The organism is Aequorivita sp. IT1183 (assembly GCF_058068265.1).
This window is the reverse complement of the sequence record NZ_JBYRHS010000003.1, coordinates 380,144-396,908: the sequence shown is the minus strand read 5'-3', so window position 1 is coordinate 396,908 and position 16,765 is coordinate 380,144. Positions and strand designations below refer to the sequence as shown.

13 protein-coding genes and 1 pseudogene are annotated in these 16,765 nt (G+C 36.3%); 12 read left to right on the top strand and 2 right to left on the bottom strand.

Going from position 1 to position 16,765, the window contains the following annotated elements; translation table 11 throughout:
- Positions 1-225 precede the first annotated feature (225 nt).
- From AC3RVF_RS07395 to AC3RVF_RS07340, 12 genes and pseudogenes are all read left to right on the top strand, one after another.
- Positions 226-600: an ArsR/SmtB family transcription factor gene (locus AC3RVF_RS07395; protein WP_489689575.1), complete on the top strand. Its 375-nt coding sequence runs from the start codon at positions 226-228 to the stop codon at positions 598-600.
- Positions 597-1,220, top strand: coding sequence for a mercuric transport protein MerTP (gene merTP, locus AC3RVF_RS07390; RefSeq protein WP_489693097.1), 624 nt, complete (start codon positions 597-599; stop codon positions 1,218-1,220). The genes AC3RVF_RS07395 and merTP overlap by 4 nt, the downstream gene beginning before the upstream one ends.
- 1 nt (position 1,221) lies before the next feature.
- A complete protein-coding gene (locus tag AC3RVF_RS07385; RefSeq protein ID WP_489693096.1) occupies positions 1,222-2,568 on the top strand; it encodes a dihydrolipoyl dehydrogenase family protein in 1,347 nt (448 codons plus the stop codon).
- Positions 2,569-2,579: 11 nt separating this feature from the next.
- Positions 2,580-2,786 carry a GDCCVxC domain-containing (seleno)protein gene (locus tag AC3RVF_RS07380; RefSeq protein WP_489689578.1) on the top strand — a complete coding sequence of 69 codons (207 nt, stop codon included), beginning with the start codon at positions 2,580-2,582 and terminating at the stop codon, positions 2,784-2,786.
- 350 nt (positions 2,787-3,136) lie between these two features.
- The gene (locus tag AC3RVF_RS07375; RefSeq protein ID WP_489689579.1) at positions 3,137-3,367 is read left to right on the top strand and encodes a hypothetical protein; all 231 of its coding nucleotides are present in this window, start codon (positions 3,137-3,139) and stop codon (positions 3,365-3,367) included.
- Positions 3,368-3,741: 374 nt separating this feature from the next.
- Positions 3,742-3,912, top strand: a pseudogene (locus AC3RVF_RS07370) (DUF8810 domain-containing protein); the annotation flags it as partial.
- Between the two features lie 355 nt (positions 3,913-4,267).
- Positions 4,268-4,702, top strand: a complete 435-nt coding sequence (locus tag AC3RVF_RS07365) for a hypothetical protein (protein WP_489689580.1) — start codon at positions 4,268-4,270, stop codon at positions 4,700-4,702.
- A gap of 94 nt (positions 4,703-4,796) precedes the next feature.
- The gene (locus AC3RVF_RS07360; RefSeq protein WP_489689581.1) at positions 4,797-5,981 is read left to right on the top strand and encodes a TolC family protein; all 1,185 of its coding nucleotides are present in this window, start codon (positions 4,797-4,799) and stop codon (positions 5,979-5,981) included.
- Between the two features lie 17 nt (positions 5,982-5,998).
- Positions 5,999-6,286 (top strand): hypothetical protein, encoded by a 288-nt coding sequence (locus AC3RVF_RS07355; protein ID WP_489689582.1) that lies wholly within the window; start codon positions 5,999-6,001, stop codon positions 6,284-6,286.
- Between the two features lie 20 nt (positions 6,287-6,306).
- A complete protein-coding gene (locus AC3RVF_RS07350; protein WP_489693095.1) occupies positions 6,307-7,809 on the top strand; it encodes an efflux RND transporter periplasmic adaptor subunit in 1,503 nt (500 codons plus the stop codon).
- Positions 7,810-7,820: 11 nt separating this feature from the next.
- Positions 7,821-10,907: an efflux RND transporter permease subunit gene (locus AC3RVF_RS07345; protein WP_489693094.1), complete on the top strand. Its 3,087-nt coding sequence runs from the start codon at positions 7,821-7,823 to the stop codon at positions 10,905-10,907.
- A 289-nt stretch (positions 10,908-11,196) separates the two neighbouring features.
- The gene (locus tag AC3RVF_RS07340; protein WP_489689585.1) at positions 11,197-12,894 is read left to right on the top strand and encodes an AMP-binding protein; all 1,698 of its coding nucleotides are present in this window, start codon (positions 11,197-11,199) and stop codon (positions 12,892-12,894) included.
- Positions 12,895-13,397: 503 nt separating this feature from the next.
- Here AC3RVF_RS07340 and AC3RVF_RS07335 read toward each other — a convergent pair.
- Together AC3RVF_RS07335 and AC3RVF_RS07330 are read right to left on the bottom strand one after the other, a co-directional pair.
- Entirely contained in the window at positions 13,398-14,654 is a 1,257-nt protein-coding gene (locus AC3RVF_RS07335; RefSeq protein WP_489689586.1) for an MFS transporter, read from the bottom strand.
- Positions 14,655-16,748, bottom strand: coding sequence for a copper-translocating P-type ATPase (locus AC3RVF_RS07330; protein ID WP_489693093.1), 2,094 nt, complete (start codon positions 16,746-16,748; stop codon positions 14,655-14,657).
- Positions 16,749-16,765 lie beyond the last annotated feature (17 nt).

The window sequence follows — 16,765 nt, the reverse complement described above, 5'->3', positions numbered from 1 at the left end:
TCAAACACTCATTTAGTTGATTACTATATGTTTTCATAAAACATTTACAGAAAACGGGAATTAATTAATACCAGAGTTTTGTTTAAAGTTTTTACCATTCAGCATATTTAGACACACAAATCCAACGGTACCCCCCCCCAAAAAAAAGAGCTAGAATTTTCCCAACACTTAAGAATTATGTATTTAAGCATTTGCTTAAATAAGAAATAAATGTAACTTTGTGCTATGGAAAATAATTCTTGCATAAGACAACAGGCGGATATTAAACAAATAAACCGTTGCAAAGACACAGTTTCAGAATTAAATGAATCGTTCGACTATTTGGCGAATGGACTTTCATTGGTCGGAAATAGCGTTCGACTGAAAATACTTTACTTAATATTTGAGGAAAAGAGACTTTGTGTTTGTGATTTAAGCGATATCCTCGGAATGAATATTTCTGCCATTTCACAGCATTTGCGAAAAATGAAAGATCGAAATCTATTAGAAACGGAAAGAGAGGCGCAAACAATTTTTTACTCGCTCACCGCTGAATACGAAAAAATGCTAAATCCATTCTTTGAGATACTTGATAAAAACAAAATTTTAGAAACGATATGAGCAATGAAAACAAATTTATAGGTGCAGGTTTGTTAACTGCCATTACAGCTTCATTATGCTGTATTACTCCTGTTTTAGCGCTAATAGCAGGAACAAGCGGAATTGCTTCAACATTTTCTTGGCTAGAACCTTTTCGACCCTATCTAATTGGACTGACAGTTTTAGTTCTTGGTTTTGCTTGGTATCAAAAACTAAAACCTCGAAAAGAAATTGACTGCGAATGTGAGACAGACGACCTGCCTGCCGGCAAGGCAGGGAAGCCAAAATTTATACAGTCAAAAACCTTTTTAGGTATTGTAACCGCATTTGCAATTGTAATGTTAGCTTTTCCATACTATTCAGGAATTTTTTATCCAAACACAGAAAAACAAATCATCGTAGTTAACAAATCGGATATTAAAACAACAGAATTTACAATCAGCGGAATGACCTGTGCCAGTTGTGAAGAACACGTAAACCACGAAGTAAATAAACTAATCGGAATTGTAAACTCAAAAGCGTCCTACGAAAATGGAAACGCAATCATTGAATTTGACAGAACCAAATCTAATGAAACGGAAATTGAGAAAGCAATTAACTCAACGGGCTATAAAGTAACCGATAAAAAAGAAATCAATTAGTATGAAAGAATATGATGTATTTATAATTGGTTCAGGAATGGCAGGAATGACCATCGCCAATAAATGCGCGTCAAAAGGCTTGAAAGTCGGAATAACAGATGAATTACCTTACGGTGGCACTTGTGCATTGAGGGGTTGTGACCCAAAAAAAGTAATTATAGGCGCTACGGAAGTTCGAGATTTTGCCAAAAGGCTTAAAGGTAACGGCATTGATACCATACCTAAAGTCAATTGGAAAGATATAATGGCCTTTAAACAATCCTTTGTGGATGAAATGCCTCCAAAAATTGAAAAAGGATATAAAAAGAACGGAATAGACACCTTTCATAGTTCAGCAAAATTTCTGTCTGAAAACACATTAGAAGTTGGAAAAGAAAAAATAAAGGCTAACAAAATTGTAATCGCATCGGGTTCCAAGCCACGAGTTTTAGAATTTGAAGGTGGTCATTTTGCAAAATCCAGTACAGATTTCTTGAATTTAGAAAAATTGCCAAAATCCTTATTATTCATTGGTGGTGGCTATATCGCTTTTGAGTTTGCACATATCGCAGCTCGCTGTGGCGCCGAAGTAACAATTGTTCATCGTGGAGAAAACCCCTTAGAAAATTTTGAACAGGATATAGTAAAACATCTTGTTTCTGCCACAAAAAAATTAGGTATAAAACTCATTCTTAATACAGATGTAACAGCTATTGAAAAAGTAGATAACGAATATCGAGTGGAAGGTAAATCCGAAGAGAAAACAGCATATTTTGAAGCCGATGCTGTTTTTAATTCTGCCGGACGACCACCGGCAATATTCGATTTGAATTTAGACAAAGCCAGCATAGCCTTTACTAAAAAAGGTGTTACGGTTAACAAATTCCTACAAAGCATTTCAAACCCATCTATATATGCTGCAGGCGATGCCGCAGATACAGAAGGTTTGCCTTTAACGCCAATTGCAGTTTTGGAAGGTCATACTGTTGCTTCAAATATAATTAAAGGCAATTCTAAAGAAATAAGTTATCCACCAATGCCAACGGTAGTTTTCACTTTGCCTACTATAGCTTATGTTGGTTATACTGAAGCTAAAGCGAAAGAGTTGAATTACAATATTCGGGTAAATTATAAAGAGGCCGACAATTGGTTCAATGCTAAGCGCTTGAATTTAAAAGAATATGCCTTCAAAACTATAATTGATGAAGAAACCCAAACAATTTTGGGAGCGCATTTAATCGGACCAAATACAGAAGAAACAATAAACCTCTTCGCAATGGCCATAAAAACAAAGATGAAGGTTAATGATATTAGAACAATGATTTTCTCATATCCCACATTGGCTTCAGACATACCACATATGCTTTAATAAAAAATTGAATGGAAACTATATTAAAATCAGAAATTACCTGTCCAAACTGCCAACATATAAAATTGGAGGATTTGCCAACAAACGCTTGTCAGTTCTTTTACGAGTGTGAGAATTGTAAAACGGTTCTAAAGCCAAAAGAAGGAGATTGTTGTGTTTATTGCTCTTATGGAACAGTAGCTTGTCCACCAATTCAAGAAAACAAAAGTTGTTGTTAACAAGCCCAAACTTCAGTCAAATCACTATCCAAAATGTGCAAAAATTAAACAGATAAAATTTTGTAGGGATTTGTTAATTATTGGTTGTCTCATATTCAGAATATTTTAAGATGGTCTAGCTTTTAATAAAATTTGGTGTTTTTGTTTTAAATTATTATTTTTAAAAATGTAATTATCTGATTTTGTAGTGTTTACTAATTTATTTTTTTAGCAACCAAAAAAGTTAACATGATTCTATTTCATAAGAATCTGCATTTTCAAAATATTTAATCATTAAGCCTATCACTTCGGAACAGCCGTTTGGAGTGATAACGCTACAAATTGTACGGCTGATTTTAAAACAATACATTATGGCAATTAAGTTAATTAATCAGTACCAAGCTTGGTGGGATTCAAGCGTAAACCGAGGTTATTTTTGGTTTACATATTTCGATGGGCAAAGAAATCGCACTGGCTCGGTAAGTGCAGAGAGCTTTGCAATAATTACCGATCTTCTTCGAAATGAAAAACCAGTATATGGAGATCATACTAAAGCTATGGTTACAACGCAGTCTGAAGAGGTTGGGGAAGAAGAATCATAAATTTAAGCGCATTGCGTTATAATAACTATCGCAGGCAAGAACATCTTTTAGATGGGTAATCCTTGTTTTTTTTGTCAAACTTTTAAAAATAATTCCTAAATCAGAAATCTGATTTAGGAATTATTCATTAAAAAAGATTTTAATCTACTCCCTAATCCATCGTTGAAAGGGTTTGAGCAAAAAAGCTTCATTTAGCTTCCATTATTTATTGCAAGCTTCAATATTTCTTTAAAGGTGCATTAGAAATGGAGAATATTTCAAGAAGACTCTCAAGTTAGCACGAATTAGATTTCGGCTAATTTATCATAGAACTCAACAAATTTATAAGAGCTTCAAATAAAGAAAGAGCAAAAAATAATCTAACCTAGGTTCAAGAACTCACCAAAAAAGATGAGTTTGAGTGGATGGAACTTTTTGAGGAAAACAAGAAAAAAGCACAAACCCTACAAACCCAAATAACCACCACCGAAAAAGAAATAGACCAAATGGTTTATGAACTGTACGGCTTAACGGAGGAGGAAATCGCCATAGTGGAAGCATCTTAACTTATTTACAATCCTTCCTGTTTTTCAGCTAAATACTTGGGTATTATAGCATAGATTATTTCGATAAATAAAATAATTACATACATTTTAAAAGTTTCCGTAAACGGCAAAATTGGAAACTATAAAGTAATAAAGAACTAATTTTCGTAATTAGTTTTAGTTAGAAAAGCAGGCCCTTGTAATGCGGACCTGCTTTTTATTTTAAATTATTAATGAGATTAAATAATCTTTGTAAGAAGAAGTTATACCGAAACCTCGTAGGATAATATAGCTATAAGCTCCCTTCAAGTTTATAAGCCTATCATCTCAAAAGTTTATATGGCACAGCATTAAACTTTTATTACCTTTGGCATAGATGCAAAAACACAATCACATAAAAGCTCTTTTCTTTTTAGGGATATTTTCTATGCTGCTGCTGCATCAAGTGTTGCCGCATTTGCATCACGAACACAACCCTGAGCATACTCATAATACAGCTGCATTTAGTGATACACACAGCCATCATCACGATGTGCCAGAAAAAGAAAGTCCGAGCAAAGGCTTTTTAGATTTGTTTTTGGAAATGCATGTGCATACAGTGGTATCTAATGAAATACCATTAACATACGAAAGCAGTTCAAAACACATCCAAATTAAAAAAGATGTAAGTACACCAGTTTCTGTTGTATATTATTATAATTCTTTAAATTATGATGAGACCGAGAAAATAAAGGTCTATCATCCCCCTAATATTTATTTCAATTCTTATCTCTCATCCCTCAATACAAGAGGTCCACCATCTTTGGGTTAATCGTATAGGAATACTTCCATCTATGGCAGTAGTCCTTTCTATAAATTCAGGCCTGTCTGCTGACTGGCAAGATTAAACCTAAAAATCACATACAATGAATAAACACATCGTATTCGCAATTTGCGGATGCCTGTTCTTTATTAATAGTTTCTCTCAAACTATAAATGTAGAGGAACTACTTAATCAAATAGAACAGAATAATACAGCGTTGAAAGGCTATCAATCCTATATTGAAAGTCAACAACTCGAAAATAAGAGCACCAACAATTTACCCGATCCACAGCTCTCTGGATATTATTTGCCCTTTGGTGATAATACAACCGATGCCTATACCGAATATGAAATAGCACAATCATTTGAATTTCCAACAGTATATGCGGCACGTGGTAAATGGAACGATTTAAAATCAGAACAACTACAAACTACATATGCCAAGAAAAGACAGGAAGTTTTATTGAACGCAAAACAGTTGCTTATAGAACTTTCTTTTCTGCATAAACAGAAAGTCATTAAAACCGAAAGAAGAACCCAGAGTAAGCAGATTTTTGACCAAATTCAAGAACTTTTTAATAAGGAGCAAGTCGGTATTTTAGATTTGAATAAAGCCAAAATTGCTTGGATTCAAGAACAGTTTGTTATTGAACAGTTGGATAGCGATATTCAAATTCTGATGTCTAAACTAAACACCTTAAATGGTGATAAACCTTTAGATGCTCTTTCAGCAGAAACTATAACTTCAACAGAAGTAGAAAGTTTAGATAACCTTTGGCAAGATAAATTAGCGAACGATCCATCGTTACAAGAATTAAACGCGAATGAAAACACTTCATTTCAAAGAGTGAAACTGGAGAAAAATAAGATACTACCTAACCTAGCACTTGGCTATAATTATCAAGGTGTAAACGGTAATAATTATTCGGGTTTTTACGGTGGACTTTCAATTCCGCTTTGGAGTAGCAAGAACAAGGTAAAAGCTGCACAAGCTAATTATGAGTATCAGCAATCTAACACCCAAGTTATTACTACTTCGCTTTACTTGCAATTTCAAGAAACCTTTAGTCGCTATCAATTGATGCTTTCAAAATTTAACGAGTATCAAAGCACAATGGGCAGTTTAGAAAGTGAGGATTTACTATTTAAAACCTATATGTTGGGCGAGTATACATTTATGGATTACTATGTAGAGCTTCAGTTTTATAGAAATGCTTCAGATAAAATGTTGCAAATGGAAATGGAATTACAACTGCTTCAAGCACAATTATTAAAACATCAATTATAAATTTAAAACATACACTTATGAAATCGAAGATTCACGAATACCAAAACAAATATATAGCAATGAGTAAAATTTCAAAAATAATATTCGCAATAGCTATAGGTGCAATGATTACTGTAACTTCTTGTAGAGATACAAAAAAGAATACAGAAACTACAGAAGAACACGGGCACGAACATAATACAGATGGCGGTCATATGCACGATGAAACCATAGAGCAAGAAGAATTTCATGTAGAAAAAGATTCTACAGAAATAAAGACTGAAACTCACAAACACGAAGATGGCGCCGAACACCACGACCATTAAAAAACAATAAATAAATACACATGAAATATATAATAATAGTGCTTGCCTTTTTGGCAATGTCATGCAACAACACGGCAGAAGATGCACACGCCCACAATCCCGATGGTAGCCACGAAGGAGAAGAAATTCCTCGATTGGACCACACCGTTTGGACAGATAAAACTGAACTATTCGTAGAGTTTCCAGCTTTAATAGTAGGCGATCCAAGCAGATTTGCAGCCCATTTTACAGTTTTAAATAAGCACCAACCCGTTAAGGAAGGTTCAGTAACCGTTAGTTTGATTAAAGATGATAAAGGAATTAGAAATACAGTCGAAGCACCTTCATCACCTGGTATATTTTCGCCTACAATTCAACCTAAAGAAGCTGGTGTTTATCAGTTGGTTTTTGAATTAACGACACCCGAGTATTCAGATAAAATCACCATAGATGATGTTACTGTATATGCCAATGCAGGCGAAGCCATAAAAGCATTGGGTACTGCCGAAGATGATGGAAGTATTTCGTTTTTAAAAGAACAGGCTTGGAAGATCGACTTTCAAACAGCTCCAGTGGTTAACGGAAAAATTTATGATGTAATTAGCACATCAGGCGTTTGGACGCCAGCACCAAGTTCTGTAAAAACATTGGTGGCTAAATCCAATGGTGTAGTCGATTTTGCTGTCAGTAATCTCACAGAAGGAACGCAAGTAAAACAAGGACAATTATTAATCAATGTTAGCAGTCAAGGTTTGGCGTCTAATAATTTGAATACCGAAATTGCCAATGCACGTTCTAACTTTGAGCAATCAAAAGCTGAATACGAACGAAAAAAACAATTATACGAATCTAAAATTGTTCCTAAAGCAGAGTTTGAAAAAGTGGAGAGCAATTACAACATTGCTAAATCTAATTACCAAAGTCTTTCGTCCGGCGTTTCTGGTGGAGGAAAGCAAATTCGAGCACCTTTTGATGGGTTTATTACAGCAATTAATGTGTCCAATGGCGATTATGTTAACCAAGGTGTGACATTGGTAACACTTGGAACGCAACAATCCAGAGTATTAAAAACGCAAATAGCACCTTCTTATGGCCTTACAATGGAGAACGCAGAAAGTATTTGGTATCAAACCAATAACGGTCAATGGCGTAATGTAGCAACATCTGGAGGTTCAATCCTATCTATCGCTAAAGATGTAGATAATAACAGACCACTTATTTCAGTATTTGCGCAAGTAAATGATGAGGTTGACATGCCAGAAGGTAGCCTAACACAGGTTCAAATTGCAATGGGTAACGCAACCCAAAACACAATGATTCCTGTAAATGCTTTGTTGGAGGATTATGGAAGTTATTCCGTTATGGTTCAACTTTCCGGAGAAAGTTTCGAAAGACGACCTATAAAAATCGGAAAACGAAATGGCGAAAATGTAGAAATTCTTCAAGGCTTACAAATTGGTGAAGTGGTAGTAACTACAGGTGCATATCAAGTTAAAATGGCTTCAATGTCTGGTTCAACACCTGCACACGGTCACGAACATTAAAAACGAAGCAAATGTTAAACAAAATATTATCAATTTCACTTCAAAATAGATTACTCATTCTATTGGGAGCGGTTGCATTGAGCGTGTTGGGTATTTATTATGCCCGAACAATGAACGTCGATGTATTCCCGGACCTTACAGCGCCAACGGTAACTATTCTTACCGAAGCTCACGGAATGGAATCTGAAGAAGTAGAAAAATTAGTAACCTATCAATTGGAAACTGCCTTAAATGGTTCGCCAAATGTGAGACGAATCCGTTCGTCATCGGCAGCAGGGATTTCCATTGTATGGATAGAATTTGAATGGGGAACAGATATTTATCGGGCGCGCCAAATTGTAAGTGAACGCATCCCGATGGTAAGGGAAAATTTACCCGAAGGCATTGGAGCACCAACAATGGCACCCATTTCATCGATTATGGGTGAAATAATGCTCTTGGGCGTAACTTCCGATAGTTTATCGCCAATGGAAATACGAACCTTATCAGATTGGACAATTCGCCCCCGTATAAAAGCGATTGGTGGTATTGCCAATGTGGTGGTGATTGGTGGCGATTATAAGCAATACCAAGTATTTGCCAATCCTGAAAAGATGAAGCATTATGATGTAAGTCTATCTGAATTGGTAGAACACGTTAAGGAAGCAAACACAAATGCCCCTGGCGGCGTGATTAATCAATATGGTAATCAGTATATCATTAAAGGTAGTGGTAGAGCTTATGCGATAGAAGATTTACAGGAAGCGGTTTTAAAACAAGTCAATGGTCAAACCATCAAAATTAAGGACGTAGCAACTGTTAAAATCGGAGCTGCCGATAAAATTGGTGACGGTTCATTAAATGCAAATCCAGCAGTGATTTTAACCATTTCAAAACAACCCGATGTCAATACTTTGGAATTGACTGATAGATTGGATGAAGCGATTGCCGATTTGGAAACAACCTTACCTAAAGGTGTCAACATCAAAAATCACATTTTTAGACAGTCCGATTTTATCGATGCTTCCATCAGCAATTTAAATCAAACCTTATTGGAAGGAGCATTCTTTGTAATGATTATCCTGTTCATCTTTTTGATGAATTGGAGAACGACTTTAATTTCATTGTTAGCGATTCCAATTTCATTATTGGTATCCATTATTATTTTAAAATGGTTGGGTTATACCATTAACACAATGAGTTTAGGAGGTATGGCAATTGCCATTGGCGCATTGGTTGATGATGCGATTATTGATGTGGAAAATGTATATAAACGATTAAGAGAGAACATCAAAAAACCAAAAGCAGAACGACAATCAACAATTACTGTTGTCCGTGATGCATCAGTTGAAATACGAAGTTCCATCATTATCGCAACCCTAATTATTATTGTGTCATTTATACCGCTATTCTTTTTAAGTGGTATGGAAGGACGATTGTTGCAGCCCTTGGGTATTGCTTTTGTAACGTCTGTTTTAACATCATTGATAGTTGCTGTAACGGTAACACCAATATTATGTTCTTATTTGTTGGATAACGAAAAGCTTTTAAATAAACAGGCAGATGGTACAAAAGTAGAACGTTGGTTACAGAAACATTATGGTAACCTATTGGAACGTGCCACAAACATTCCAAAAACAGTCATTGGAGTAACAGTTGTGGCTTTTATCATAAGCTTATTGGTATTAACCCAATTGGGCAGGAGTTTTCTACCTGAATTTAATGAAGGTTCATTGGTGATTAGTGTGGTTGGTCCACCAGGAATGTCTTTAGAAGAGAGCAACAAAACAGGGAAATTGATAGAAACTATTTTACTGGATTTACCAGAAGTGGAAGTTGTTACTCGAAGACAGGGAAGAGCTGAATTAGATGAACACGCCCAAGGCGTAAATGCATCAGAAATAGATGTGCCCTTTATTTTGAAAGACAAAACCAAAGAAGAATTTTTTGAAGAAGTCCGAAACAAATTGAGTATTGCACCAGGTGTTAATATAACATTGGGTCAACCCATTGCTCACCGTATTGACCATATGCTTTCGGGTACACGTGCCAATATTGCCATTAAAATATTTGGTTCAGATTTACAACGTCTATTTGAAGTCGGTAAAAGCGTAGAGCAGAACATCAAAGATATTGATGGATTGGCAGATGTTGCGGTTGACCAGCAAATTGAAGTGCCACAAATACGTATCAAACCCAAACGCCAAATTCTTTCAGCTTATGGAATGACCGTTGGTAATTTAATGGAACAAGTAGATATTGCTTTTGCAGGAGAAGAAGCTGGCGAGATCTATGAAGGGCAACAATATTTTGATTTGATTGTTAGGTACGAAAAACCATTTAGAGATGATATCGAAAACATCAACAATACCTTAATCAGTTTGCCAAATGGCGGTCATACCACTTTGGGGGAATTGGCTCTTATTCAATCCGTAAGTAGTCCAAACACTATTAATCGTGAAGACGTGCAACGTAAAATTGTAGTTGCTGCCAATGTGCAAGGTAGGGACTTACGAGGTGCCGTAAACGAAATAAAGGAAGTGGTTGCAAATAATGTGAATATGCCGGAAGGCTATCGAGTGGAATATGGCGGACAGTTTGAAAGTGAATCTAAAGCATCGCAATTACTTATGGTAACTGCAATTATTGCAATAGCCATCATTTTTCTGTTGTTGTATTATGAATTTAAGGATGTAAAATTGGCTTTTGTTGTATTGATAAACCTGCCGTTGGCATTAATTGGAGGTATCTTGATTGTGTATTTCACGTCAGGAATCATCAGTATTGCAGCGACTATTGGGTTTATAAGTCTCTTTGGTATTGCAACACGTAACGGTATTTTATTAGTATCGCGCTATGAAGATTTAAGGAAGGAAGGCATGCAAGGGTTTCAATTGATAAAAATAGGAGCCTTAGACCGTTTAAACCCAATTTTAATGACAGCCTTTACTACGGGTTTGGCATTGATTCCATTAGCCTTAAAAGGGGGTGAACCAGGTAGCGAAATTCAAAGCCCAATGGCTGTAGTTATTCTTGGTGGATTGTTATCGGCTACAATATTAAACTTAATTGTAATCCCTTGTGTGTACCAAATAGTAGTTCATAAACGTGAAGGTTAAAAATTGAGGTAATAACCGATAACTGTAACCTATATAACCAGTTATAATAAGAAAGCCCCGTCATCATTGCGATAACGGGGGCTTTTTGCTGAGAAAAAGAGAGTAGCCTTGTTAAACTTTTTTTAAAAAAACTGTTCTTCAGTTTTCAAAAATTCTATATGAATTACGTACGTCATTGTATTGATACCTAATGCAGCTTACTTTAGATTTTTTAATTCATATATAATTAACTACTTCGGCCCTTCAAAACCGACCAAAATTTATACTTTTAGAGAAAACCAGACTGCTTATGAATACTCTTGAAATATACCGCCGCGTGGCCCAAGCCATAGCGGAGCGGGACTTTGATATTTTAGATCAATTAAAACCTATTAAACCAACTCATTTTAACTGGGTTACCGATATTTTTGAGCCATTAAATGTGCAACAGCACCCCAATGATTTGGCATTAATATGGAAATATAACGACCAACAGGAAAACTATACTTTTGCCGAACTTACTGCGCGTAGCAATCAGTTTCTAAATTTTATTCGGAAACATGACGTGCAACATGGTGATAATATATTTATCCAGTTGCCATTGGTGCCACCCAATTGGTATAGCTATTTAGCTTGTATAAAAGGAGGAGTGATTATTATTCCCGCCGCCACGAGTTTGGAAGTGCGCGATTTGGAATTCCGTTTTAAATCTGTTTTCCCCCAAGTTGCTTTAGCCGATCAAGCAAACGCCGAAAAAATTGATAAGGCCGAAAAAACGATAGGCAAAAAGATAAAAGTAAAAATAATTACAGAAGGTACTCGCGAAGGCTGGGAATCTATAGACAACATTCTATCCGAATCTACCGAGGCGGAGGGTGCTAAAACCCAGAGTGATGAAGATATGTTCTATTTTTTCACTTCGGGCACTACCGGCATGCCTAAAATAGTAGTACATACCCACTATGGTTATCCAATGGGGCACCTAACAACCACTACTTGGGTGGGTATGAAACGTGGAGATTTGCACTACAATATTTCGCAACCCGGATGGGCAAAGTTTTCTTGGAGTAGCTTTTTTGCCCCGTGGAATGTAGGAGCTACGATACTTGGTTATCACATAGACAGGTTTGATCCGAAGGAACAATTACAAACAATACAAGATTTAAAAGTAAATACCTTTTGTTCGCCCCCCACATCGCTTAGAATGTTGATACAGGAAGATTTGAGTGCTTATTCATTTTCTCTTCGCGAATGTGTGGCTGCTGGCGAACCTCTTAATCCTGAAATTATAGAGGTCTGGAAAAAAGGCACAGGGGTGCTTATCAGAGATGGTTATGGACAGACGGAAGCCACAGCTTTGGTGGTGAACTTACCCAATAGCATTGTTAAATTTGGTTCTATGGGTAAGCCTACTTTTCTTTATGATATTGTAATAGCCGATGACCATGGCCAGCAATTAGAAAACTTAGAAGAAGGAAATATTTGCCTTACTCACAATAAAGAAAATGTCAATGGACTGTTTAAAACCTATTTAAATGATTCGGGCAGACATGAGTTGGTTTTTAAACACGGTCTCTATTATACCGGAGACAAAGCATATAAAGATGAAGAAGGTTATTTATGGTTTGTGGGCAGGGATGATGATGTTATAAAAGCTTCCGATTTTCGGATTGGTCCTTTTGAAGTGGAAAGTGTACTCCTTGAACACCCAAAAGTATTGGAAGCAGCGGTTATTGCAAGTCCACACGCATTAAGGAGCAATGCTGTTAAAGCATTTGTAATCTTGGCTCCGGATATTAACCTTACAGCCGAGGTGGCACAAGAGCTGTTTGATTATTCTGAAAAACAACTGGCGCGCTATAAGATTCCTAGAATTATTGAATTCGCTACTGCATTACCGAAGACCATTTCTGGTAAAATAAGAAGAATTGAACTCCGCGCCGAAGAAGCCGTTAGCAAACACAAAAAAGAAACACGCCCCAATGAGTTTTATCACGACAAGTATTAGACTTTAATTTTAAGAGGGTGGTAATTGTCAACTATATTGTCACCTAAAAAAACAAAGCCCCGTCATCATTACGATAACGGGGCTTTTAGCGGAGAAAGAGGAACTAACCAATTATCAAATTTCCTAACCTTCATAGGGTTTCAAAAACCAGCAAAATTTAACACGCACCGAATTACGCACCTCAATAAAAACTTTAACATATTTCATCTATTTCATGTTGGATTTTTTGGATTGCTCTTTTTTTTAAACTGCAATTCTTCTTTTACCTCTTTAAAGAATAAATATACAAGGCGTATGTAAAAAATTAGTAATCACACTTCTGTAAGTTATCCTCGTCTCTCTAATATTGGAATTTCAAATATTATTTTAGTGCTTGACCAAACAACACTTTTACGCTTGTTTACCATCGGTCGTCTCTAACCAGACAGCATCGGGTCGGCCCCTTCAACATTCATCGCTCTTTGTAATTATCTTATACGGAATATTTCGGCTTTAAATCTGGGTTAGTTATCAATAATTGCAACGCTTGGTTGGTCTTTTTTATGTTTATAGGGGTTTTTAAGAAAGTACACAAAGCCTATAGTAGCCAAGGTAATGCTTCCAGAAATTATGAATGGATAGTAAAAACCACCAGCAAGAAGCCAAGTTCCTAAAACGGGACCTAAAATCTGACCAATACTATTGGTCGAGCTTTGTATGGATATATTTCGACCCGTATTTTTTTTAGAAGTTAATGAAACTGCTGATAATAAATTAGGTATTACCATAGCAATACCAGCAGCAAAAACAACGATTAGTCCATATACGAAAAATTCATTCTTAAAAAATGGAAAGATGATCAAGGAAATTCCAGATATGAATAATCCTAGAGTGATTTGTTTCTTTGTGGATAAAACTTTCTCTCCGTAAGTAGCAAAAACGGGCTGTAAAATAGCCATTATAGCTCCACATAACATAAAGCCAATACCTACTTGATTACTGTTAAAACCTAAGTCATCTTTTCCGTAAATTGAAAAAACCGTTTCAAATAGGGTTACTGTAAATTGGATTACAAAGGATAGTATCAGTAATACGATAAAGTATTTGGAAAATATGAATCGCAAGCCCACTTTACGTGCCGTGAACTTATTTACACGAGCGGTGTTTTTAAGCCATTTCATTACAATGGATAGAACAATCAATCCGAGTAGGGCGGCGAATAAAAATGGTATTGAAAATCGGTCTAAATGTAGCAGACCTATAGAATATTGTAAATGAAAATCCGTCTGAGAAAGAAAGCTTCCAATAACGGGGCCGAAAATAACTCCTGAACTAATGGCAACACCAGACCAGGCCATTATTTTTGTTCTACGCTTTTCAGAAATAATGTCGCTTAAATATGCGTTGCTGACAGGAATAACCGAAGAAGTGAATATCCCGCCAAAAATTCGAGCTACATATAGCATTGTCAGAGATGTGGCTAGACCAGTAAGCAATTGCATTATTACAAAACCGATAAGACCAATAATTATAATAGGTTTGCGGCCATATCTATCTGAAAGCTTTCCCCAAACTAATACAAAGAGAAGCTGAAAAAGAGGATAAATACTGGTGAGCAATCCTATATGAAAATTGATACGGTCCGGATCGAGATTATCTGCTAATGCTAATCTTTCGGTATAGTAGGGCAGGGTTGGCAGTAATATACCATAGCCCAACATCACTACGAATAAACTCAACAAGATTAAAAATATCCTGTTGAGTTTTTCTTTTCTATTCATTTATTTTTTACCGATTTTTCGCTTTAATAATTGAGCATTTATAGCTACAATAATTGTACTCAAACTCATTAACACAGCTCCTACCGCTGGGCCTAAAACAAAGCCTGAAGAATATAGTACCCCAGCAGCTAGTGGAATGGCTACAACATTATATCCTGTTGCCCATATCAAGTTTTGAATCATTTTATTGTAGGTTGCTTTACCAAATAATATTAGGTTGGCAATATCCTGTGGATTGCTATTTACCAAAATAATATCGGCAGTTTCAGCAGCTACATCTGTACCCGAACCGACGGCTATACCCACATTAGCTACTGCAAGTGCAGGTGCATCATTTACGCCATCTCCAGTCATTGCGACAAACTCTCCTTCTTTTTGGAGTTTTTCCACTAGCTCAACTTTCTGATGAGGTAAAACCTCTGCATAGTAGCCGTCTAAACCAAGCTTATCGCTCACTGCTTTTGCCGTGATCTCATTATCTCCAGTTGCCATTATGACTTTGATATTGTTCTTTTTGAATATTTTAATAGCTTCAGCAGATTCTGGTCTTATTTCATCAGCAAGAGCAATGTATCCAGCTAGTTGCCCATCAATCAAAACGAAAACAACCGTTTCAGCAGCATCCCTAAAAGCATCTTTTGGAATTTCTATTTTTTCATCTCTTAAGAAGCCTGGACTAACCACTTTTACTTGCTTCCCTTCTACATCTGCCTCAACACCTTTACCAGTAATCGCATTAAAGTTTTCAAGTTTTGGGATGTCAATTTTGTCTTCTCTAACTTTTTTAATAATTCCTACGGCAATGGGATGTTCTGAACTTTGTTCCAATGCACTAGACAGTCGCAAAATCTCTTCGTTTGAATAGGATTCATTTACAGATTCTATTCTGGTAACACCAAAATCTCCTTTGGTCAATGTTCCTGTTTTGTCAAAAAGCAGCACTGAAATTTTACGTGATTCTTCAAAAGCCGTTCTATTACGAATCAATAGTCCATTTTGTGCGGATACTGAGGTAGAAATAGCAACTACTAAAGGAATTGCAAGACCAAGTGCGTGTGGACAAGCGATGACCATAACGGTAACCATTCGTTCCAATGCATATACAAATGGGAAGCCTAAAAGCAACCAAACTGCCAATGTTCCAAAACCGATACCCAAAGCAATATATGTCAACCATTTTGCAGCCCTATCGGAAAGGTTTTGCATTTTGGACTTGGTTTTTTGAGCTTCCTCAACCATTGTGATTACTTTGTTGAGATAGCTGTCTTTACCTGTATGCTCTACTTTTACCTTTATGCTGCCATTACCGTTAACTGACCCTCCAATTACTTTATCTTTTTCCTCTTTTTTTACTGGTTTCGATTCTCCAGTAAGCATAGATTCGTTTAAATAGCTTGAGCCTTCTACAATAATCCCATCTGCAGGAACTTTCTCTCCGGGCTTAACCAAAATGATATCGTCTATTAATAAATCTTCCAATGAAATATCTTCAATAGTATCGCCTTTTACGCGATGTGCTTCGGCTGGCATCATACTTACGAGAAGCTGTAGGGCTTTTGAAGCACCCAAAACACTCTTCATCTCTATCCAGTGACCTATAAGCATAATAGCGATAAGCGTAGCCAGTTCCCAGAAAAAGTCGACACCTTCTAAACCAAATACCGTGGCGGAACTATATACATAAGCTACGGTAATTGCCATAGATATAAGCGTCATCATTCCTGGTGCACCACTCTTTATTTCTGAAACAATACCTTTAAGAAAAGGCCATCCACCATAGAAATACACAATAGTAGAAAGAGCAAAAAGTATATATGGATTACCAGGAGGTAAAAATTCATATCCGAAAAATCCTTGGATCATTGGCGAGAATATTAATATGGGAATTGTAAGTACAAGCGTTACCCAAAATCGTTTCTTGAAGTCGGCAATCATCATTTTATGATGGTCGTGTCCAGCCATTCCCATAGGCGCATTACCGTCATGATTGGAATGATCCATTTTTGAATGGTCCTCCTTTTTGTTTTTCATCTTTGAATGGTCCATCTTTGAGTGATCCATTTTTTTGTTCTTGTGATGTTCGTGATTTTCCATTATAGTGTTGTTTTAGT